This window comes from Nocardioides humilatus, assembly GCF_008373755.1.
In the GTDB taxonomy this organism is placed as follows: domain Bacteria; phylum Actinomycetota; class Actinomycetes; order Propionibacteriales; family Nocardioidaceae; genus Nocardioides; species Nocardioides humilatus.
Map to the genome: position 1 here is coordinate 139,754 of NZ_VUJV01000007.1, position 20,518 is coordinate 160,271.

The 20,518-nt window shown below is 71.0% G+C and carries 21 protein-coding genes; 16 read left to right on the forward strand and 5 right to left on the reverse strand.

Annotated features, from left to right (window positions below; translation table 11 throughout):
- Positions 1 to 36 precede the first annotated feature (36 nt).
- The 4 genes from hsaA to F0U44_RS19130 are packed head-to-tail and all read left to right on the forward strand — an operon-like array spanning position 37 to position 3,677.
- The gene (gene hsaA / locus F0U44_RS19115) at positions 37 to 1,218 is read left to right on the forward strand and encodes a 3-hydroxy-9,10-secoandrosta-1,3,5(10)-triene-9,17-dione monooxygenase oxygenase subunit (RefSeq protein WP_149729967.1); all 1,182 of its coding nucleotides are present in this window, start codon (positions 37 to 39) and stop codon (positions 1,216 to 1,218) included.
- The gene (hsaD, locus tag F0U44_RS19120; RefSeq protein ID WP_149729968.1) at positions 1,218 to 2,105 is read left to right on the forward strand and encodes a 4,5:9,10-diseco-3-hydroxy-5,9,17-trioxoandrosta-1(10),2-diene-4-oate hydrolase; all 888 of its coding nucleotides are present in this window, start codon (positions 1,218 to 1,220) and stop codon (positions 2,103 to 2,105) included. The genes hsaA and hsaD overlap by 1 nt, the downstream gene beginning before the upstream one ends.
- Positions 2,102 to 3,001, forward strand: coding sequence for an iron-dependent extradiol dioxygenase HsaC (gene hsaC / locus F0U44_RS19125; protein WP_246160661.1), 900 nt, complete (start codon positions 2,102 to 2,104; stop codon positions 2,999 to 3,001). Before hsaD ends, hsaC begins: the two co-directional genes overlap by 4 nt.
- 19 nt (positions 3,002 to 3,020) lie before the next feature.
- Positions 3,021 to 3,677 (forward strand): flavin reductase family protein, encoded by a 657-nt coding sequence (locus tag F0U44_RS19130; protein WP_246160662.1) that lies wholly within the window; start codon positions 3,021 to 3,023, stop codon positions 3,675 to 3,677.
- Here F0U44_RS19130 and F0U44_RS19135 read toward each other — a convergent pair.
- Positions 3,659 to 6,604, reverse strand: a complete 2,946-nt coding sequence (locus F0U44_RS19135; protein WP_149729969.1) for an ATP-binding protein — start codon at positions 6,602 to 6,604, stop codon at positions 3,659 to 3,661. The two genes, F0U44_RS19130 and F0U44_RS19135, sit on opposite strands and share 19 nt — an antisense overlap.
- 144 nt (positions 6,605 to 6,748) lie before the next feature.
- On the opposite strand from F0U44_RS19135, the gene F0U44_RS19140 reads away from it, so the two are divergent.
- The 5 genes from F0U44_RS19140 (at position 6,749) to F0U44_RS19160 (ending at position 9,877) form a co-directional block, all read left to right on the forward strand.
- Positions 6,749 to 7,174, forward strand: a complete 426-nt coding sequence (locus F0U44_RS19140; protein ID WP_149729970.1) for a nuclear transport factor 2 family protein — start codon at positions 6,749 to 6,751, stop codon at positions 7,172 to 7,174.
- Positions 7,171 to 7,989 carry an alpha/beta fold hydrolase gene (locus F0U44_RS19145; RefSeq protein WP_149729971.1) on the forward strand — a complete coding sequence of 273 codons (819 nt, stop codon included), beginning with the start codon at positions 7,171 to 7,173 and terminating at the stop codon, positions 7,987 to 7,989. The genes F0U44_RS19140 and F0U44_RS19145 overlap by 4 nt, the downstream gene beginning before the upstream one ends.
- A gap of 55 nt (positions 7,990 to 8,044) precedes the next feature.
- Positions 8,045 to 8,293 carry a hypothetical protein gene (locus F0U44_RS19150; RefSeq protein WP_149729972.1) on the forward strand — a complete coding sequence of 83 codons (249 nt, stop codon included), beginning with the start codon at positions 8,045 to 8,047 and terminating at the stop codon, positions 8,291 to 8,293.
- 63 nt (positions 8,294 to 8,356) lie between these two features.
- On the forward strand, positions 8,357 to 9,328 hold the full coding sequence (locus tag F0U44_RS19155) for a trypsin-like serine peptidase (RefSeq protein ID WP_149729973.1): 972 nt from the start codon (positions 8,357 to 8,359) through the stop codon (positions 9,326 to 9,328).
- Positions 9,329 to 9,370: 42 nt separating this feature from the next.
- Entirely contained in the window at positions 9,371 to 9,877 is a 507-nt protein-coding gene (locus tag F0U44_RS19160) for a TetR/AcrR family transcriptional regulator (protein ID WP_149729974.1), read from the forward strand.
- A gap of 2 nt (positions 9,878 to 9,879) precedes the next feature.
- On the opposite strand, the gene F0U44_RS19165 is transcribed toward F0U44_RS19160, so the two are convergent.
- Positions 9,880 to 11,073: a serine/threonine-protein kinase gene (locus tag F0U44_RS19165; protein WP_149729975.1), complete on the reverse strand. Its 1,194-nt coding sequence runs from the start codon at positions 11,071 to 11,073 to the stop codon at positions 9,880 to 9,882.
- 46 nt (positions 11,074 to 11,119) lie between these two features.
- Between F0U44_RS19165 and F0U44_RS19170 the strand changes: the two genes are divergently transcribed.
- The 5 genes from F0U44_RS19170 to F0U44_RS19190 all read left to right on the forward strand — a co-directional run bounded on the left by F0U44_RS19170 (position 11,120) and on the right by F0U44_RS19190 (position 16,487).
- Positions 11,120 to 11,566, forward strand: coding sequence for an acyl-CoA thioesterase (locus tag F0U44_RS19170; RefSeq protein ID WP_223163757.1), 447 nt, complete (start codon positions 11,120 to 11,122; stop codon positions 11,564 to 11,566).
- Positions 11,567 to 11,661: 95 nt separating this feature from the next.
- Entirely contained in the window at positions 11,662 to 12,957 is a 1,296-nt protein-coding gene (locus F0U44_RS19175) for a tryptophan 2,3-dioxygenase family protein (protein WP_149729976.1), read from the forward strand.
- 46 nt (positions 12,958 to 13,003) lie between these two features.
- Positions 13,004 to 14,380: an NAD(P)-binding protein gene (locus tag F0U44_RS19180; protein WP_149729977.1), complete on the forward strand. Its 1,377-nt coding sequence runs from the start codon at positions 13,004 to 13,006 to the stop codon at positions 14,378 to 14,380.
- A complete protein-coding gene (locus F0U44_RS19185) occupies positions 14,377 to 15,576 on the forward strand; it encodes a metal-dependent hydrolase family protein (RefSeq protein WP_149729978.1) in 1,200 nt (399 codons plus the stop codon). The genes F0U44_RS19180 and F0U44_RS19185 overlap by 4 nt, the downstream gene beginning before the upstream one ends.
- Entirely contained in the window at positions 15,573 to 16,487 is a 915-nt protein-coding gene (locus tag F0U44_RS19190) for a DMT family transporter (protein ID WP_223163758.1), read from the forward strand. The genes F0U44_RS19185 and F0U44_RS19190 overlap by 4 nt, the downstream gene beginning before the upstream one ends.
- Here F0U44_RS19190 and F0U44_RS19195 read toward each other — a convergent pair.
- Entirely contained in the window at positions 16,477 to 17,463 is a 987-nt protein-coding gene (locus F0U44_RS19195; protein WP_149729979.1) for an RNA polymerase subunit sigma-70, read from the reverse strand. The genes F0U44_RS19190 and F0U44_RS19195 overlap by 11 nt on opposite strands.
- A gap of 66 nt (positions 17,464 to 17,529) precedes the next feature.
- The gene (locus F0U44_RS19200) at positions 17,530 to 17,967 is read right to left on the reverse strand and encodes a VOC family protein (RefSeq protein ID WP_149729980.1); all 438 of its coding nucleotides are present in this window, start codon (positions 17,965 to 17,967) and stop codon (positions 17,530 to 17,532) included.
- Between the two features lie 63 nt (positions 17,968 to 18,030).
- On the opposite strand from F0U44_RS19200, the gene F0U44_RS19205 reads away from it, so the two are divergent.
- Positions 18,031 to 18,426, forward strand: coding sequence for a DUF3054 domain-containing protein (locus F0U44_RS19205; RefSeq protein WP_149729981.1), 396 nt, complete (start codon positions 18,031 to 18,033; stop codon positions 18,424 to 18,426).
- A gap of 22 nt (positions 18,427 to 18,448) precedes the next feature.
- Positions 18,449 to 18,883, forward strand: coding sequence for an SRPBCC domain-containing protein (locus F0U44_RS19210; RefSeq protein WP_149729982.1), 435 nt, complete (start codon positions 18,449 to 18,451; stop codon positions 18,881 to 18,883).
- Here the strand turns inward: F0U44_RS19210 and F0U44_RS19215 are convergent, their stop codons facing one another.
- Positions 18,884 to 20,482, reverse strand: a complete 1,599-nt coding sequence (locus F0U44_RS19215) for a calcium-binding protein (protein WP_149729983.1) — start codon at positions 20,480 to 20,482, stop codon at positions 18,884 to 18,886.
- Positions 20,483 to 20,518: the final 36 nt, after the last annotated feature.

Here is a 20,518-nt window from a genome sequence, read left to right on the forward strand (position 1 = left end):
GTATTGCTACACCGAACTTCTGACAGGAGCTCCCAGATGAACCGAACCCCCGAGGTCCAGGCCGTCCTCGACGGCGTGCGCGACCTGCTTCCCACCTTCCGCGAGCGCGGCGAGGAGGGTGAGCGGCTGCGCGTGGTGCCCGAGGCGTCGATCAAGGAGCTCGAGGCGACCGGCTTCTTCAAGCTGCTCCAGCCGAAGCGGTACGGCGGCTACGAGGCCGACCCGATCGACTTCTACACCGCTGTGCGTGACATCGCCTCGGCTGACGGCTCGACGGGCTGGGTGTCCAGCGTCGTCGGCGTCCACCCCTGGCAGGTGGCCCTCTTCGCCGACGAGGCGCAGCAGGCGGTGTGGGGTGACGACCAGAACGTGCGGTTGAGCTCGTCGTACGCCCCGACCGGCAAGGCCGTCATCACCGAGGGCGGCTTCAAGCTCTCTGGCAAGTGGAGCTTCTCCTCCGGCTCGGACCACTGCGCCTGGGTGCTCCTCGGCGGCCTCGTCTTCAACGAGGAGGGCCAGATCGTCGACTTCCGCACGTTCATGGTCCCGCGGGAGAAGTACCAGATCGTCGATGTCTGGAACGTCGTCGGCCTGCGCGGCACCGGCTCCAACGACATCGTGGTGGAGGAGACCTTCATCCCCGAGGCGTTCACGCTCTCGATGGGGGAGACCGGCCAGTGCAAGGGCCCGGGTCAGGCGGTCAACACCAGCGACCTCTACAAGCTGCCCTTCCACTCGATCTTCACCAGCACCATCGCGACGCCGATCATCGGTATGGCGAAGGGTGCCTACGCCGAGCACGTCGACATGCAGCAGAAGCGCGTGCGTGCCGCCTACCTCGGTGAGAAGGCCTCGCTCGACCCGTTCGCCGCGGTCCGCATCGCACGGGCGTCCTCCGAGATCGACGCGGCCTGGGCGCTGCTCATGAACAACATCCGCGAGGAGCAGGACCTGGTCGCCCGCGGCCAGGAGATCCCGCTCGAACTGCGGCTCCGGGTCCGTCGCGACCAGGTGCTCGGCACCGCGCGCGCCATTGAGGCGATCGACGCGCTGTTCGAGGCGTCCGGTGGCCGGGCGCTCGCTGAGGGCACCTACCTGCAGCGCGCCTGGCGCGACTCGCACGCCGGTCGCGTGCACGCCGCCAACGACCCCGAGCGTGCCCTGCAGATGTACGGCGCCCAGCAGTTCGGCCACAAGGTCGACCCCGGGATGTACTGATGCCTTTTGCGAAGGAAGATGTCCGCCGCTCCGCGAAGGCCGGCGACATCACCCTCAACTACTACGAGGCGGGGGAGGCGCACGCCGACATCGGCGCCGGCCTGCCGTTCGTGCTGCTGCACGGCGGCGGGCCGGGCGCGTCGGCATGGAGCAACTTCGGCTCCGCGCTCCCGCGCTTCGCGGAGAACTTCCGCACCCTCCTCGTGGACCAGCCCGGCTTCGGGCAGTCCGACAAGCCGGAGGTCAAGGCCAACTACTTCCGCCACTCGGCCGACTACCTGGTGAAGTTCCTCGACGAGCTGCAGATCGAGAAGGTCCACCTGCTCGGCAACTCGCTCGGCGGAGGTACGGCGACCCGCTTCGCACTGTCCTACCCCGACCGCGTGGGGCGGCTCGTCCTCATGGGACCCGGCGGGCTCTCGCTCAACCTCTTCCACGCCGACCCGACCGAGGGCGTCCAGCGGTTGATGGACTTCAGCATGGACCCGACGCGCGAGCGGCTGCGGGCCTTCATCTCGAGCATGGTCGTCGACCAGTCCCTGGTGACCGACGCGCTGGTCGAGGAGCGGTTCGCCGACGCGACGGCGCCGGGTTCGATGGAGGCGATGCGCTCGATGGGCGCGTCCTTCTGGAACCCCGAGTGGGCCGAGGACGGCATGCTCTGGCGTGAGGTCCACGCGATCAAGAAGCCGACGCTGTTGACGTGGGGCCGCGAGGACCGGGTCAACCCGCTCGACGGTGCGCTCGTCGCGCTGAAGCAGATCCCGCGCGCCCAGCTGCACGTGTTCCCCAACTGCGGGCACTGGGCCCAGATCGAGGCCGCGGAGGAGTTCGCCAAGGTCTGCACGACCTTCCTCGCGGGCCACGTCGAGAGGAACAAGAAGTGACGATCGACATCAAGTCCATGGGCTACGTCCGCGTCGCGAGCACCAACCTGGGCGCCTGGAAGACCTTCGCGGGCAAGGTCCTCGGCCTCGCCGAGGGCCGCGGACCCAACCCGGACAACCAGTACTGGCGCTTCGACCAGGTCTCCGCCCGCATCGTGGTCTTCCCCTCCGACGTCGACCAGCTCGACTGCACCGGCTGGGAGGTCGCCGACCACCAGGCCCTGCAGGCTGCTCGTGAGCACCTGCAGAAGGCCGGCGTGGACTTCGAGGAGGGCTCCAAGGAGGAGCTCGACGAGCGTCGCGTCCAGGAGCTCGTCCGCTTCCGCGACCCGTGGGACAACGTCTTCGAGCTCTTCCACGGCATCACCTACGAGTCGCGACCCGTCGTGACGCCGTACGCCGCCAAGTTCGTCACGGGCGACCAGGGCATGGGCCACATCGTGGTGCCGGTGCTCGACGACGTGGAGGCGCTCCGCTTCTACACCGAGGTGCTCGGCTTCCGCCTGCGCGACTCGATGAGCATGCCGGGCGAGTTCGTCGGCAAGGAGCCGGGCAGCAAGGTCTGGCTGCGCTTCCTCGGGGTCAACCCGCGGCACCACTCCTTGGCATTCCTGCCGATGCCCAACGCGTCGAAGTGCGTCCACATCATGCTCGAGGTCGACGAGCTCGACCACGTGGGTCGGGCGCTCGAGCGGGTCAAGAAGAACGGCTCGAAGCTCTCAGCCACGCTCGGTCGCCACATGAACGACGAGATGGTGTCCTTCTACGTGAAGTCGCCCGGTGGCTTCGACATCGAGTTCGGCACCGAGGGCCTGCGCGTCGAGGATCAGCGGTGGGTCGCTCGCGAGTCGACGGCCGTCTCGTACTGGGGCCACGACTTCGGTGGCGGAAGCTGAGATCGATAGCGTGACCAGCATGTCCAGGGAGACGTCGCACCAGGTGCCCGAGGGGGAGATCCCCGACGGGATGAGCCCGGACGCGCGCGAGACCTGGCCGCACCCTGCTCTCATCGACCACTGGCTCGGCGACGCGGAGGTCGACTTCGAGTTCCGGCCCGGCGAGGACGTCCCGGTCGGCGACGACCCGGCTGCGCAGGCCGCCGCCCGTCGGTTCCGCGACGTGCTGGGCACCTTCGGATCGGGCATCACCGTGATCACGACCGTCAGCAACGGCGAGCCGGTCGGCATGACCTGCCAGTCGTTCTCGAGCGTCTCGCTCGACCCGCCGCTGGTGCTCTTCGTGCCGGCCAAGTCGTCGCGTGCGTGGCCGCTGATCCAGCGCACCGGGCGGTTCTGCGTCAACATCCTCGCGGCCGACCAGGAGTCGGTGTCGAACCAGATGGCGACCAAGGGCTCCGACAAGTTCGCGGGCATCGACTGGCGCCCCGCCGAGGTGACCGGTTCGCCGGTCATCGGCGGTGCGCTGTCCCACCTCGACTGCACCATCCAGTCGGTGCACGAGAGCGGTGACCACTACGTCGTCATCGGCAAGGTGGAGCACCTCGAGACGTCCGAGCAGGACCAGACCGAGCCGCTGCTCTACTTCCGGGGTCGTTACCGCACCACGGACTGATAGCAGCACGCGTTGCCGGTGCGGACCGTGTCGGCCAGGTGACGCCCCAGTTCAGGGTGCACCTCGGCGATCCGTCCGATGGCGTCACGGATCCGCGCACTGACGGCCTTGCGGGCTCGTTCGGCGTCGTCGCCCAGACGGCGGTCGCGACCACCGAGCCCGACCGCTGAGGTGAGCATCGCGATGAGGGCGTCCCGCTCGTCCTGGGCGCGCTCGACCCTGCCCAGGTCGTTGTCGAGCGTGGCGTCGTCGATCTCGGCGTCGAGATCGTCGAGCCGCCGCCGGTAGGCGGCCTTCGCCCGGTCGTCGAGGACCGGGTCGGCGCCCGCCGCCGGTCGGCCCGACATGAGCTCGGTCGCAGCGATCTCCCGACCCGGGTTGTCGAGGAGCTGGGCGAGGTCGCGGACGCCCTTGGAGTCGGGCACGTGTGCCTCGTCTCCCGCCCACCGCACGGTCCACACCCCACCGTCACGGCTGAGGCGGGGCCGATCGCCGTCCTGGTCGAGCTCGCGCAGGAGGCGGCCGGCGTACTCAGCCCAGAGCGGAGCGCCGAGCGTCGTCGCCATCTGCTCCGCCGCTCTGAGGTGCCGCGCGGCTCCGGCCGGGTCGCCGAGGCCGACGGCCAGCTGCCCGAGGAAGAGGTCGACGGGGCCCCAGTAGGACGCACAGCCACCGACCAGCACGTTGGTGCCGGCGTGCAGGAGCAGCGAGTCGTACGACGCCCGGGCGGTTGGTGTCGCTCCAGCGGCCACCAGCGCCTCGGCGGCCAGGGCGGGGAACTCCAGGTCGGTCGAGTTCTCGATGGCGCCGAGGTCGACGGTGAGGGCGTGGCGTCGTGCCTCGTCGTGATCTCCTGCCGCGCGGGCGCCGGCTGCCAGGAAGGCGCCGCGCAGGGGGAGCAGGTCGATGTCGCGCCACTGGTCGACGAGCTGTCCGCGCGTCCCGGTGAACTGGCTGAGCGGCCAGGTGAGCGTGCCGTTGACGCCGATCGCGTCGGGGATGCCGATCCTGGTGCCGAGCTCCTGGGCCTCCGCCGCCAGGCGCGCGGCGTCATCGACCGCTCCCGTGATGAGAGCGAGGGTGGCGCGACGGCTGAGCGCCTCCCAGCGGCCGCGGGCGTGCCCGAGTGCTTCGGCGAGGAGGCAGTAGGTGGCGAGGTCGGCCACGCCGCGCGGGTCGTTGAGGGTGATGCGGCACGCGGCGCGCAGCACGGTCGCGGTGGCGACCAGCTCCGCGTCGCCCGCGTCGGCCGCCGCCGCGGCGATCTGCTCGACGACGGGCAGCCTGGCTTCCGCTGTTCCCGGCTCCCACAGCGCGTCGTGCAGCGCGAGCAGGCACTCGGCGACCAGACGCGGGTCGCCGTACTCCCTCGCCTCGGCGACCGCCTCCTCGGCCGGCGCACGGCAGTCGGCTGCCGACCAGCGGGAGTGACGCCGGTCGCGTGCAACCGCTGCCAAGAGGCGGGCCCGTTCGGCGGACCCGAGAGGCACTGCGGCGATCGCGCTGTCCAGCAGGGCCAGCAGCTCGTCGTGGTCGCCACGCGCGCCGATCCGGTGGAGCCCCAGCGCGGCCGAGGCGAGGCGGTGGCCGTCGCCGACCGCCTGCGCGGCATCCGCCGCGGCCCGGAAGGTGGTCGCCGCCTCCGGATCGCCGGCGCGGAGCTCGGCCTCGCCGAGCGCGATGAGAAGTTCGGGGCCGGCGTCGGGGCTGCGCACCGTCCGGTACCAGCGCACGGCCTCCTCGTGCGCGAGCGCGGCGGTGGCTTCCTCGGCGGCCCGGACGACCCACGAGCCGACGGCCTCGCCATCGCCGTCGGGAAGGGAAGCCACCAGGTGCCGTGCTACCCGCGAGGCGGCGGCGTCCCCGCGGTGGGCGAGGGCGTGCCCGACGGCTCCTTCGAGGGCTCGTCGGCGGGCCGGCTCGAGGTCCGCGAGGACCGCCTCCCGGTAGAGGTCGTGGACGAACGGCCGCGAGTCGGACACGCCGAGCGTGCTGGGGTCGTGGAGCACGCGAGCCGTGGCGGCGTCGCTGAGCAGGCGTCCCGCCGCCGTCTCTGCGATGCCAGCCACGGACGCCAGCAGCGCAGCGTCCCCGGTGTCGGCGACCGCGACGACCGCGAGAAGCTCACGGCAGTCCTCGCCCAACGCGCCGAGGCGACGGCGGAGCGTCTCGGCGACCGTCGCCGGCAGCGGGGCTGCCGAGGCGCTCGTGGAGGAGGCGACGATCAGCCGGGCGATCTCCCGGACGAAGAGCGGGTTGCCGCCGGTCCGGTCGCGCAGCGCGGACGCGTCCTCGAGGGCGGGAGCCGTGCCCGTGATGGATGTGATCAACCCGAGGACGGCCTCGTCGTCGAGTCCGCCCAAGGTGATGCCGTCCACGGTGGTCACGACCCGATCCAGTGCCTCCGGGGCCTCGAGGTCGCGGTAGGTGCCCAGGAGCAGGACGGCCCGCCCGCCCAGCCCGCGCGCGACGTCGTCGAGGAGGTCGAGGGATCCCTTGTCAGCCCACTGCAGGTCGTCGATGACCATGAGCACCGGGGTGAGGCGGGCGGCGTCGGCCAACAAGCGACTGACCGCGTCGTGCAGCTCGAACCGAGCCGTGGCGTCGTCGGGGTCCGTCGCATGGCCGGCGAGCCCCAGCAGGCGCTCGGCGGCGGCCGGCACAGGGCAGTGCGTGGCCAGCTCCCGCACGACCTGGGTCCAGGGCCAGTACGCCGGCGCGCCCATCGGTGGGCAGGCGCTCCAGACCACCTGGGCACCCGCGGCCCAGGCGTCCTCGGTCACGGCCCTGGCGAGGGCGGTCTTGCCGATCCCCGGCTCGCCGCCGACGAGCAGCACCCGCCCGGAGCCCTTGAGCGCGCCGGACAGCGCACTGGCGGCGATCCCCAGCGCGGGGCCGCGTCCGACCAACCGACCGCTCACGGGCATGGATTCTGCTCCTTCAGCGCACTGCTCGTCCCTGTTCCGCTCGTCCCGGTTGCAGGGCGCCAGATCTGATCTGGCGGACGCCACCGTCGATCGCGCGCCTCTGGGGTGAGTGCCCGATCCCGGGCCGACACCGAGGAGGACCCGATGACCAGCCAGCTGACGCACCGCCCCGCAACACTGCTTCCGGCCAACGACGAGGAGGTGGCCGCCGCCTACGCCGCCGCCTACGCGGCGGCTGACCTCGACACGCTGCGGGAGGTCCTCGCCCCGGACGTGGTCTCGCGCCTCCTCATGCCGGGGGACTTCCGCACGTTGCACGGCGCCGAGGCGTTCGTCGACGAGTTGGCCGGAGCGGTCGCGGGTGTCGACGCGTCGCGACCGCACTCCTCGTCGGTCCAGGCGATCGGCGACAAGTTCGTGGTGCGGGCGCGGATCGAGCTGGCGGTCGGGGGCGGGCGCTACCAGCTCGAGCACCTCGAGGTGGTCACCGTCAGGGGCGGCTACGTCGTTGCGCTCGACGGTGTGTGCACGGGATTCCGTCCCGTGGCGGTCGACGGGAGCCGGCGATGACCGCGGCGGCGCTGTCGGCACGGATCTCCGGCCTGCACGTCGAGGTCGTCGGTAGGGGAGCCCCGCTTCTCGTCGCCCACGGGGGACCGGGCATGAGCCACGACCTCTACCGGACGCTCGACCCGCTCGCCGAGCACCGCCAGCTGGTCTTCTGGGACCACCGCGGCCACGGCCGGTCGGGCGACCTCCCCGCGGGCGAGGTCGAGATGTCGCTGTTCGCCGACGACGTCGTGACGGTCGCGGACGGGCTCGGGATCGACCGGTTCGCCCTGTTCGGCCACTCCTTCGGCGGCTGGGTCGCCCAGGAGGCCGCGCTGCGGCACCCGGACCGGATCTCCTCCCTCGTCCTGGCAGGTACGACGCCCGGCCAGCTCGGCGTGACCGAGTCGCCCGACGACCCCCAGGGACCCCCGCCGCCGGCCGAGCTGGCCGCGCTGCTCGGCGAGCTGCCCAGCACCGACGCCGGCCTCGTGGAGATGTACCGCAAGCTCGCGCCCTTCTTCGCCCGGCACTTCGACCCCACCGAGATCAGCGGCCGGATCGACCCGGCGCTGGTGTCAGCCGACACGTGCGCGCGCGTCTTCGCAGCGCTGGGCCGGTGGAGCTCGGTCGACCGGTTAGCCGAGATCGCGTGCCCGACGCTCCTGCTCGCGGGTCGCTACGACGACTTCTGCTCCGTCGAGCAGCACGAGCGCATCGCGCGCCGGCTGCCTGATCCCGACCTCGTCGTGATCGACGACGCCGGCCACTTCACCTGGCTCGACCGGCCCGAGGTGCTCGACGTCCTGGCGCAATGGGTGGCCGACAGGGGATGAGCCGTCGCTGAGTGGGTAACGCCTAGCTCTCCCTACGAGAAGACGTGACTCCCCCATGAAGAAGGCACTCGTCGCTGCGATCGCGGTCCTCGCGACCGTGGCGGCCGCTTCACCCACGACCGCAACGACGCAGTCGACCCGTGGTCCCGACTCGCGCGGGGGACGCCTCGGCGAACCGGCGATGTCGAGCCAGACCATCGTGCGCAAGTGCGACCGGGTGATCACGACGACGGTCGTCACCGATCGTGACGGCGACGTCCTCAAGCGGACCCGCGAGGTCCGGTTCCGCGACCGTCGCTGCTGACGCCTGACGGCTGTCGGCTGACGGTCCGGCGTGACCCGGGCGCGCCCCGGCAGTTTGCTGTGCGTGAGGACGATCCGGGCATTCTCTGCTCTTGCCGCTGCCGCGCTGGTGTCGACGACGCTCAACGTGGCGGCCGAGGCAGACCCCGGCGGTTCCTCGCCGCGCTCGACCGCGGTCGTCACGTCGCGCGGTCACGTTTCCGCGGCACCCACCGGTCGGCGTACGGCTCGGGAGGTCAGGTCCTACTGGACCTCTGCCCGGATGCGCGCTGCCCTGCCGATCGAGGACCTGGTCGACGGGCTGAGTCTCGGAAGCAGTGGGGGCAACGGGAGCGGCGACGACGCGACGCGCACCGCCCCACGCGACGTCCGGGCACCGAAGTCCACGGGGAAGCTCTTCTTCAACGTCAACGGTGCGGATGCGGTGTGCACCGCTTCGGCGATCGACACCAAGAAGCGCAACCAGGTCATCACGGCCGGCCACTGCGTGCACACGGGGCCCAACGTCGGGCTGTTGCAGCAGCCGCACTTCTACAGCGACTGGCTCTACGTGCCGCGGTACCGCAACGGCCGGGCGCCGTTGGGCGAGTGGGTCGCCAACAACGCCTGGGCGTTCGACGGCTGGATCAACGACGAGGACTTCACGTTCGACCAGGCGATCGTCGCCTTCAAGCGGCACGGGCGGAAGCGGCTGGTCGACGAGACCGGCGGCAACGAGGTCGTCTGGGGGAAGGCGCCTCGTGAGTGGGGCGTGCGGATCTGGGGCTGGCCCGCAGAGGCGCCGTACGACGGGGAGACGGCCAAGCGCTGCGACGGCCGCACCGTGCGCTTCGAGGAGGGCGAGGACGCCTCGATGCACGACTGCCCCCTGACGGGTGGGGCGAGCGGCGGGCCGTGGCTCCTTCCGCGGGGCCGCACCGACAACACCGGACGGATCTGGGCGGTGACGTCCCGGCGGGTCCTCGACGACCCGATCCTGCTGGCGCGGCCGATCCCGAGTGAGATGCGTCGCATGATCCGCACGGCGAACGGCTGACATCGCCGTTCTTGCCGCGGGGCTGGCACGATCAGTCCTGACATGCGCAGCCTGGACCCCACCGAAGACCTCGCCATCCAGCTGGTGAGGCGGTTCCTCCTCCTCTGCGAGCACCCGCGGACCAGCCGACGGATGCTGAGGGTGATCGAGCGGTCCCCGCGCGCCGGGGACGAGCTGCCCCGACTGCTGCGATGGCTCAACCGGGCTCTGACGATGGGGCGGATGAGTCGCGGCACCCGGCCGATCTCCACGATGAAGTGGGAACTGGTGGCCGGTCAGCTGTTCGCCATCGGCACTGCGCGCTACCTCGTGAAGCTGGAGCCCATCGCCTCGGCCTCCGTGGACGACATCGTCGCCGTGGCCGCCCCGGCCGTGCTCGCGGTCCTGCTCGGCCCCGACGAGGTCTTCACCTCGTTGATCGTGGAGGAGGAGACCGAGGAGGACTTCTCCGATCTCGAGGACTTCCTCGAGATCGACGAGGTCATCGAACCCGACCCGCCGCCGCGACGGCCGCCCGCGGGCGGGTCAGCACTCCGACGAGTGCACTGACCTCACTTCCGCTTGTGGTGGCCGGACTTCTTCCCGTGCTTCTTGCCGTGGGCCTTGTGGTGGTGTGCCTTCTTGTGGGGATAGACGCGCGGCTGGTGCTGCGTGACGGGCTGCTGGACCGGGGCCACGCCCTTGGCGAGGTCGGGATCCTTCGTCGACGCTGATGCTGACGGAGTCTCGGCAGCGGCCGTCGGTTGCTGCGGCGACGAGCCGTCGAAGATCTCGCCGGCGCCGGCCGAGATCAGGACGAGCACAGCGACGGCCGCCGCCGCTAAGGCCGCCCGGCGGTGCCACCGTGGGCGGTCGGGCGGGATCGCGGAGGGAGAGGCCACGGAGAGGGCGGCGGTTGGCGCGTCCAGCAGGAGTGGTGCTCCCACAGGCGCTCCGCCGCCGATGCCGATCAGCTTTGAAGCGACCGCGTCGGCCGTCGGGCGCTCGAGCGGGTCGATCGCCGTCATGGCGTCGAGCAGCTGGATCCACAGGGCGCCGAGGGACACCGGGATCAGGGGCTGGTGGTGCAGACGAGCCATGGCTGCCTCGGGAGCCGTGCCGTCGTAGGCGCGCAGCCCGGTCAGTGCCTCGAGCAGGACCAGGCCCAGCGCATAGACGTCGCTCGCGCCCGTGACGGGTGCGCCCTTGACCTGCTCGGGCGAGAGGTACGACGCCGTGCCGATCGTCCAGCCGGCGCCGGTCAGGTCGGAACGCTCGTGGATGGCGCGCGCGATGCCGAAGTCGGCGAGCTTGGGTTGCCCGTCGGGGGCCAGCAAGACGTTGGCGGGCTTCACGTCGCGGTGCACGATGCCGTTGGCGTGCACGTGGGCCAGCGCTGCGGCAAGTCCGGCCCCGATCCGGGCGACGTCGTCAGGATCCATCGCGCCATCGCTGAGCCGGCGGGCCAGGGACGGGCCGTCCACGAGCTCCATCGCCAGCCACGGACGGGCTCCGTCGTCGTCGAACCCGGCGTCGAAGAGCGTCACCAGGTGAGCGTGGTTGAGACGGGCCAGCAGCCGCATCTCGATCGAGAAGCGCTGATGGTCGACGTCGCCGAGGATCGCGGCGTGCATCGTCTTGATCGCCACCTCGCGGTCGAGGTGGCGGTCGTAGGCACGATGGACCTCTGCCATCCCGCCACGTCCGATGAGCTCGCGGAGCTCGTAGCGATTATTCAGGGTCCGCACGATGGTCGTGGTACCCACCGGTGGCGCTCGTAACCGGGGTCATCTCGCTCGCTAGCCTGTGCCGGTGACTGAGGACCGCATCGCCGAGCTGTTGGCCGACTACCCCGTGCAGATCGAGATCCCGGTCGCCTGGGGCGACATGGACGCGATGGGGCACGTCAACAACACGGTCTACTTCCGCTACTTCGAGACCGCTCGCATCCGCTGCTTCGAGGAGCTCGCGGAGGGCGCGGGCGACTCCGAGGGTGTCGGTCCGATCGTCCACTCGGCCAGCTGCCGGTTCCGCATCCCGCTGACCTATCCCGACACGGTCACCGTCGGTGCGCGGATCGGCGACATCCAGGCGGACCGCTACGTGATGCAGCACCGGGCGGTGAGTCACCGGCACGGTGCCGTTGCTGCCGAGGGGGAGACGCTCGTGGTGGCGTTCGACTACGCGGCTGGGGCGAAGGCGTTGATCCCGAGCGGGCTGCGTGATCGGTTGGCGCAGTTCCGCGGCCAGCCGGACTAGGAGGCTGGGCTGAGTGGAGTGAGTTTCGTGAGCCTGTTTCACGCAACTCACTCCGATCATGGACAACTCGGACGGCCGAGGTTCACTGTGGGCGCATGACCGCGGGGAGCGGACTTTCCCGGCAGTCGCTCCGGGCGGCTGTGGAGAGCAGCTGTGCGATCCAGGTGTCGCGCGAGGCCGCGGCTGCGTTCCTGAGCGACGAGCTCGACCACTGGCTCGACCCGTCGGTTCCCTATGACGAGCTGGACCCGCTGGTGCTCGGTCGCCTGGTCACCCACGAGGTGCGCTGGGTGGGCAAGCACTTCCTGGAGCACGACCGATTGGCGCGGCTCGCGGCGATCAGGGAGAGGTACGGCGGCAGGGACCCGTCGCTCGATGCCTTCCTCGGCTGCGTGCTCGACAAGCACGACGGGCACTTCTGGAACCGCACCTATCTCTGCCTCCCGGTGCTCGAGGTGATGCTGGACGAGCACGAGTTGCTGCCCTCGAGCCTGGCCGCGCTCCTGGCAGCCGACATCGTCCGCCACGAGCTGTGCGCGGCCCACCGGCTCAAGGAGGTGTCCGCGTTGAGCCGTCCGGACCCGCGGACACTGCGCACCCGGGTGCGTCACTCGTTCCGGTTCATGACGTCCCACCTCGGCGCCGAGTCCGACGAGCTCCTCGCTGCGATCGCCCGCGATCCGGAGGCGGACCTGCCGGCTCTGCTGCTGAGGCTTACGGACCTGCCGCTCGCCCACGTCGGGGAGTGGCTCGAGCTCACTGTGCAGCCGGTGTCGACCGTGCACGACGAATACTTCTTCATGCGCGTCCTCCAGGCGCACGAGATGTCCTTCGCCGGGATGTGCTGGCGCCTCCGCGACGCGTGCGCCGCCGTGCGGGCCGACGATCCTGCAGAGGCGGTGCGGCTGCTCGGGGAGGTCGTCACCTTCATGGACCGCAACGCGACGCTCTTCCGGCTGGTGGCGACGATGCGTCCCGAGGCCTTCCACACCTTCCGCGAGTTCACCGACGGCGCGAGTGCCATCCAGTCCGAGCAGTACAAGCGGTTCGAGACGCTCTGCGGCCGCCCTCCAGAGACGCGGCTGGCGTCCCCGGCCTTCGAGAACGTGCCCTCGGTCCAGGCGGCGCTCGACGAGGGACACGACACGATGGCTGCGGCGTATCGGGACGCTGTCGCGCATGACCGACACTCCGCGGAGGTGGCCACCATCGGCGCACTTCTCCAGGCGCTCGAAGCGAGTCATCGGCGTTGGAAGTCGACCCACGTCACTCTCGCGACCCGGATGCTCGGTGATGCGCGCGGGTCGGGCTACACCTCCGGCGTCGGCTACCTCAGCGAGTGGGTGGACCACCGGCTCTTCTGGGGGCTGCCCGAGATCGCTGTCGGCTGATCGTGTTTCCGGGACGGCGCATGCCTTGGAGTGCTTTGGTGAGTCCGTGACACGCGCGGTGAACGCCGACTACCTCGTGGTGGGCGCAGGTGCGATGGGGATGGCGTTCACGGACGCCCTGATCGACCACGCCGATGTGAGGGTCGCGCTCGTCGACCGGCGCCACGGCGTCAGCGGTCACTGGCTCGAGGCCTATCCCTTCGTGCGGCTGCACCAGGCGTCGGCGTTCTACGGCGTCTCGTCGACGCTGCTCGGCGGGGGACAGCTGCAGCAGCGGGGTCCGGAGGAGGGGCTCCAGGAGCGAGCCACGCAGGCCGAGATCTGCACCTACTACGCGCGGATGCTCGAGCGGATGGTCGAGTCCGGGAAGGTCGAGTTCTTCCCCAACAGCGAGCACCTCGGCGACCGGACCTTCGTGTCGCGGATCTCGGGGGAGTCCTTTGAGGTGCCGGAGCGCTGTCGGGTGGTCGACGCCCGCTACCTCGCGCCGAGCATCCCGGCGGAGAAGCCGCCGCCGTTCGCCGTCGAGGACCGCGCGCGGGTGGTGCCGGTCAACGCGCTCGCCAGGCTGGAGGAGGCGCCGAGCCAATACGTCGTCGTCGGCTCTGGCAAGACCGCCACCGACTCCTGCATCTGGCTGCTCTCGCGAGGAGTGGACCCTGATGCGATCTGCTGGGTGCGGCCGCGCGACCCCTGGATGACGAACCGCGGCGTGGTCCAGCCGGACCCCGCGATCTTCCTCGGCATGGTCGCCGACACCCTGGAGGCGGGGGCGGCGGCGAGCTCGCCCGAGGACCTCTTCCTCCGTCTGGAGGACGCCGGGATCATGGTCCGGATCGACCGCTCGGTCATGCCCACGATGGCCAAGGCGCCCACCCTCGCGACGTGGGAGCTCGAGCAGCTGCGCACGATCCAGAACGTCGTACGACGGGGTCACATCGGCGCCGTCGGGCAAGGCAAGCTGTCCTTTGCCGACGGGACGGTCAGGATCGCCGCCGACGCGGTCGTCGTGCACTGCGCAGCCGACGGGTTGAAGTACCCGCCGCAGCGTCCGGTCTGGGCGCCGGAGCAGATCACGCCTCAGCCGATCCGGGCCGGCTTCCCCTGCTTCGGTGCCGCACTGACCGGCTACGTCGAGGCGACCCGGCGCGACGACGACGAGAAGAACCGGCTCTGCCCCTCCACGCCCTTCCCCGACACGATGGAGAGCTGGATCCGGATGACGGTGATGGGCGGCCGCGCCGCGGCGTCGTTCGGTGCCGAGGCGGACATCAAGGAATGGGCCAGCCAGGTCGCCCTCAACCCGGCACGGATCCCGCCCGGGCATCCGGGTTCGCCGGAGCTCGACCATGCGCTGGAGCGGATGGCGGCTGCGGGACCGCCTGGCATGGCTCGGATGGCCGAGCTCGTGAGCCGGCCATGACGCGCACCGTCTTCACCGGCGGGACGGTCTACGACGGCACGCTGGCCGCGCCGGCAGCTGCCGACGTGCTCGTCGAGGACGGTCGCATCCTCGAGGTCGGGATCGGGCTCGACGGTGACGAGGCCGTCGACTGCAGCGGCGCGTTCGTCTCACCGGGCTTCTTCGACTGCCACGTCCACGTGATGCTCACCGACCTCGATCACCTGCGCATGATGGCGACCCCGTTCAGCCTCAACTTCTTCATGGCGGCCGACAACCTGCGCAAGACACTCGCCGGCGGCGTCACGACCGTGCGCGACGCCGGCCTCGCCGATCTGGGCACCAAACGAGCGGTCGAGACCGGCCTGATCCCGGGACCGCGGATGCACATCGCGGTCGAGATGATCAGCCAGACCGGAGGGCACGGCGACACCTGGGAGCTCTGCGGCACCCACGTCGACCTGATCCCGGCGCATCCCGGGCGGCCCAACGGTGTCGCGGACGGCGTCGACGCCGTACGTCGCAAGGCGCGCGAGATGATCCGGTCCGGCGCCGACGTGCTCAAGGTGGCGACGTCGGGAGGAGTGATGTCGCCGACCGACGACCCGCGCCACGGTCAGTTCACCGACGCGGAGGTCGCGGCCCTCGTCGAGGAGGCCCACGCGGCCGGCATCGAGGTGATGGCGCACGCCCAAGGCACGGCGGGGGTGAAGCGGGCCGTGCGCACGGGAGTCCGCTCGATCGAGCACGGCATCTACCTCGACGACGAGTCGATCGAGATGATGCTCGCCGCGGGCACCTGGCTGGTGCCGACCATGCACGCGCCCCAGTCGGTGCTGAAGGCGGCGGCCGCCGGCGTGCCCATCCCGGCGACGGCGGTCGCGCAGACCCAGGCCGTCGTTGCGGAGCACCGTGCCAGCATGAAGCGGGCCTACCAAGCGGGGGTCCGGTTCGCGATGGGCACCGACTGCGGGATCGGGCCGCACGGCACCAACCTCGACGAGCTCGGCTACCTCGTCGAGATCGGGATGTCACCGGTCGAGGCGCTGCACGCCGCGACGAGGTCGGCCGCGGAACTGCTGAAAGTCGCCGACGACCGCGGCACGCTGGAGCCCGGCAAGCGGGCCGACCTGGTCGTTGTCGAAGGCGCGGTCGACGACCTCACGGGAGTGCCCGGCCGGATCCGGGGCGTCTACCTCGACGGGCGTGCTGTGTGACGAGTGATCAGGTGCGCGGCCGGCTGCTGCCGATCGCCGCCGGCGCCTTCGCGACCTCGATGATGGGGTCGTCGATCCCCGTCGTCGGGACCCTCCAGGACTTCCCTCCGCTGACCGCCCAGTCGGTGCGCTACGCGATCGCGGGGCTGGCCCTGCTCGTGTGGCTCGTGGTCTCCGCACGACGTGCCGGAAGTCCGTTGGTGATCCCTGGTCTGCGCGACCTGGTTGCTCTCGTCGGGCTCGCCGCCACCGGCCTGCTGGGCTTCAACCTCGCCATCCTGCTGGCTCAGCGTGACGCCGAACCCGGCCTGGTCGGCGCGGTGGTCGGGGCCGCACCGCTCGTGCTCGCTGTGCTCACCCCGGCGTTGGCGCGGGAGCGCCCGGCGCGAGCGGTGCTCGTTGGGGCTGCGCTGGTCGTCATCGGCGTCGGAGTCATGGCCGGCGGCGGTTCGTGGGAGCCGATCGGTCTGTTCTTCGCCGGTCTCGCGCTGCTCGGCGAGGTCTGCTTCACGGTGCTGGCGGTCGGCGTACTGAAGCGACTCGGGGCCCTGGCGGTCTCGACCTGGTGCTGCCTCCTCGCAGCCGCCGGCGGTGCGGTGATCGCGGTGGTGGGGGAGCAGGACCAGTGGCGCGACCCGACGGCCGGCGAGGTCGTGGCGATCCTCTACATCGCGCTGCCGGTCACAGTGCTCGGGTTCGCGTGCTGGTACACGGCCGTCGGCGCCCTTGGCGGCGATCGCGCAGGCGTGCTGCTCGGGCTGGCGCCCGCCGTCGCACTGGTCCTGGGCGTGGTGCTCGGGGCTCAGTCGGTGACCGCCGCCGGCGTCGGCGGCGTGCTCCTCGTCGGGGTGGGCTGCGCGATCGGACTCGCGCCGCGTCGTACTTCTGTCGACCTCGGCGTCACGCTCTGACCTCAGCCAGACGCTCGGGCAGCCCGAACCGGGCGAACTGGTCGTCGTGGAAGGTCGTGATGTCGGCGATCGCGCCACCGACGATGCCCAGGACGTCCAGCGTGAGCGGCAGGTAGGCGCCCTGGTCCTCGTGCCAGATGTAGAACGCGATCGCTGGCTGGCGGTTGGCGGAGGTGAGGACGGTGCGCAGGCGCGGCAGGTCCGCGAAGCCGCTCTCACGCCACTCGGCGACGACCGCGTCGCGGCCGAGCTGGACACCGGGCGTGGGCGGCATCGAGCAGCGGACGTCGTCGCGGAGGAGCGCGGCGATCCCGTCGATGTCGGTCGCGAGGCTGAGCTCGGTGTAGCGACGCACCAGCTCGAGCGTCGCTGCGTCGTCCTCGGTGCCGGTCCAGTCCTGCCGCTCGGCCGGCAGATGCTGACGCAGGCCCGCACGGGCACGCTGGAGCGCGCTGTTGACGGAGTTGACCGAGTCTCCGAGGAGGTCCGCGACGTCCTTCGCGGGCCAGCCGACGACGTCACGCAGGATCAGGACGGCGCGCGGCCGCGGCGCGAGGTGTTGGACGGCGACCAGGTAGGCCAGCTCGATGGTCTCCCGAGCGACCGCGACGACCTCAGGCTCGTGTGCCTCGTCGGCGCGGAGCTCGTCGAGCAGGGCGTCCGGGTAAGGCTGCAGCCACAACACCTCGCCGCCGGTCGCGGGCTGCGGGCGCCGTTTGGCGATCTGGTCGAGGCAGGCGTTGGTGGCGATCCGGTAGAGCCAGGCGCGGAAGGTCGACCGGCCCTCGAAGGTCTCCCGACTGCGCCAGGCGCGCAGGTAAGTCTCTTGCACCGCGTCCTCGGCGTCCTGGAACGACCCGAGCATCCGGTAGCAGTGCACGTGCAGCTCGCGCCGGTGCCGCTCGGCCAGCGCCGAGAACGCCGCCTCGTCGACCTCGCCCATGCTGTGCTCCTTCAACTGCGTGTCCACAGCCATCGCCCTCATCCTTCCGTCGCTGTCCGTCCTTGTCGCACGTATGACGGGAAGGAGCGCGAGAACTCATCACAGCTGCTCGAACAGGGAGACGACGATGCCGTCCGGGCCGCGCACGTAGGCCATGCGGACGGCGCCTTCGTATTCGCCGATGCCGCCGACGAGGCCGTAGCCGTCGGCCGCTACCGCGTCGACCGCGGCCTGCAGGTCATCGACCTCGAACGAGACGTTGCGCAGGCCCACCTCGTTGGCCATCGCGTCGGGCGAGCCGGGCAGGTGGTCGGGGGTCACGAAGCTCGACAGCTCCAGCCGGGTGCCGCTGCCGGGCATCCGCAGCATCACGATCCGACAGTGCGCTCCGGGGATCGCGCAGACGGCCTCGACGAACGCGCCCTGGACCTCGCCGGTGCCTTCGACCTCCAGTCCGAGGCCGACGAAGAACGCTGACGCTGCCTCCAGGTCGGAGACGGTGATGCCGATGTGGTCGAACCGAGTGACGTGGGCCATGGGATCCATCCTGCAACGGGGTCCCTCCGCATCGCGGCAGCGCCCGGCTGGGACGCTAGCTGCGTGACGACCGAAGCGCGTACGGCGCCCCGCTGGCTCTGGCCGCTCCTCGCCGATCTAGCGTGCGTGCTCGCCCTGGCTGCCGGCGGGAAGAACACCCACGACGGCGACGACTCGTGGTGGGTCGTCCTCGTGATCGCCTGGCCGTTCGCGCTGGCCGCCGTACTGGCTCATGTCGGTCTGACGTCGCGCGGTCAGGACGTACGACGGCTCTGGCCCGGGGGAGTCACGGTGCTCGCGGTGACCTACGCGCTGGGCATGGCTCTGCGCGCTGCGTCCGGTCGCGGCCTCGCCACGGGCTTCCTCGTCGTCGCCGCGATCTTCCTCGTGGTCACGATGCTCGGCTGGCGTGCGGTCGCACAGCTCCTCGCACGCCGGCGATCCACGCCCACGCGGTAGCCGCGGCCACTAATCTCGCGCCATGGCGCTCTACCGGACCACGTTTCCTGTCGCTGCCAGTGCCGACCGGGTCTGGGAGGTCATCAGTGACTTCGCCGGCTGGTCGGGGTGGAACCCGTCGGTGCCCTCGATCAAGGGCGAGCTGCGGACCGGCAGCACCTGCAAGGTGAAGCTGGTGATGCATGGTCGTCCGTCGGTCAACGTGAAGGTCACGCTGACCGACGTCGACCCCGGCCGCCGCTTCGCCTGGCACGGCAACATCGCCCACGACCGGTTCTTCGCCGGCGATCGCTCCCTCGAGATCGAGCCGCAGCCCGACGGCACGGTCCTGGTCACGCACACCGAGGAGGTCACCGGGGCGTTCTTCCCGGTGTTCAAGACCCTCATGGGTGCCGCGACGATCCAGGCGCACCACGACGAGCTCAACGCCGGGCTCAAGCAGCGCGCCGAGCTCTGATCACGGAGTCCGCGTCAGGTCCCAGCTCCAGGTGACCTCGCCCTCGGGCGCGTTGAGCGGGACGTAGGTCGCCGTACCGGTGAGGTGGGTGAGGGGTGCCGGCGGCAGGGGTACGTCGTCGGCCTCTCCGGAGTTGGTGTTGAGCGGGTAGTAGAGCACCGTCTTCGGATCCTCGTGGGGGCAGTCGACCTGCACCTCGGCGTAGACGGTGGTGCCCCAGACGCTGAGCGAGTAGTCGTCGTCGAAGGTCGCGAGCTCGGCTCGACCGTCGAGGGCGGCGCCGCCGTCGTAGACGCACCCGGCGCTGTCGGTGCCGTCGACGCGCCACGCGATATCGGCATCGCCCGCCCAGTAGTAGTCGGGCGCGAGCTCGTCGAGGTCGATCGATGCCGACCAGGTCTCCGTGACGCCACCCGAGTGGGTCAGGGTGCCGTCGGCAGTGCCCGACCAGTCCGCCGCCTCAGCGCGGCAGTTGTGCTTGACCTCGACGTCGGACTTGCAGAGGTCAGGGTCGTCCGAGCTCGGCTCGTGCGTGCCGAGCGGGCCGCCGTCGCAGTCGTCGTAGCCGCCGCCACCGGTGCAGACGTCTACCCCCAGCTCGCCCCACAGGTGGTCGTCGCCGTCGTCGCCCGCCAGGCTGTCGTCACCCTCGCCGCCGTGGATCGTGTCGGCGCCGTCGCCACCGGTCAGGGTGTCGTTCCAAAGGCCGCCGTTGATGTCGTCAGCGCCTGCGCCTCCGTCGGCGGACGAGTTGGTGCCGGTCAGCGTGAGGGTGTCGTTGCCGTCGTCTCCGCGCAGGGTCGTCGTCTTCGTGGTGCCCGTCGTGATGACGTCGTTGCCGGTGCCACCCGCGGCCCAGCCGCCCTCGCCCTCGCCGAGGTCGATGGTGTCGCTGCCCGAGCCGCCGTCGATGAAGTCCTTGCCGCCCTGGCCGAGGATCGTGTCGTTGCCGGCACCCCCGCGGATCGGCTTGGCGGCGCTGCCGTCGAGGCCGCCGCTGGTCTCGATCGTGTCGTCGCCGGCCCCGCCGTCGAGGTCGGCGTCGCGGGCCCAATAGCCGTCGATGAAGTCGTCACCGTCGCCGCCGCGCAGCACCAGCCCGATCCACTGCGCCAGCAACCGGTCGTCGTCCGCTCCGCCGTCGAGGAGGACGCCCTCCTCCTTGCCGGTCAGCTCGTCGTCGCCGGCGCCACCGCGCAGAACCGCGCCTTCGCTCGACCCGAGCAGGGTGTCCTTGCCCGCGCCACCGTCGACGACGTCGTCGTGGCCCGTGCTGCTGTCGAGCTCGTCGTTGCCGCCCTCGCCGAAGACGCGGTCGGCGCCGTTGCCGGCGTTGACCGTGTCGGCGTCAGGTCCGGCGCAGATCAGGTCGTCGCCACGGCGGGCGGAGATCGTGTCGTTGCCGCCGCCGGCCCAGATCACGTCCGGGCCGTTGGTGCCGGTCAACGTGTCCTTGCCGTCAGTGCCGACGACGGTCGCGCGCTTGCCCATGCAGGTCTTGGCTGCGGCGGCGTCGGCGGCGGGGGTGGAGACCAGCGCGCAGGAGGCGATGGCAGCGATCATGACGGTACGGCCCGCGATGGGCAGGGGAATCCTCACGAGCACTAGATGCAGCTCCGTCTCCAGAGGTTGCAG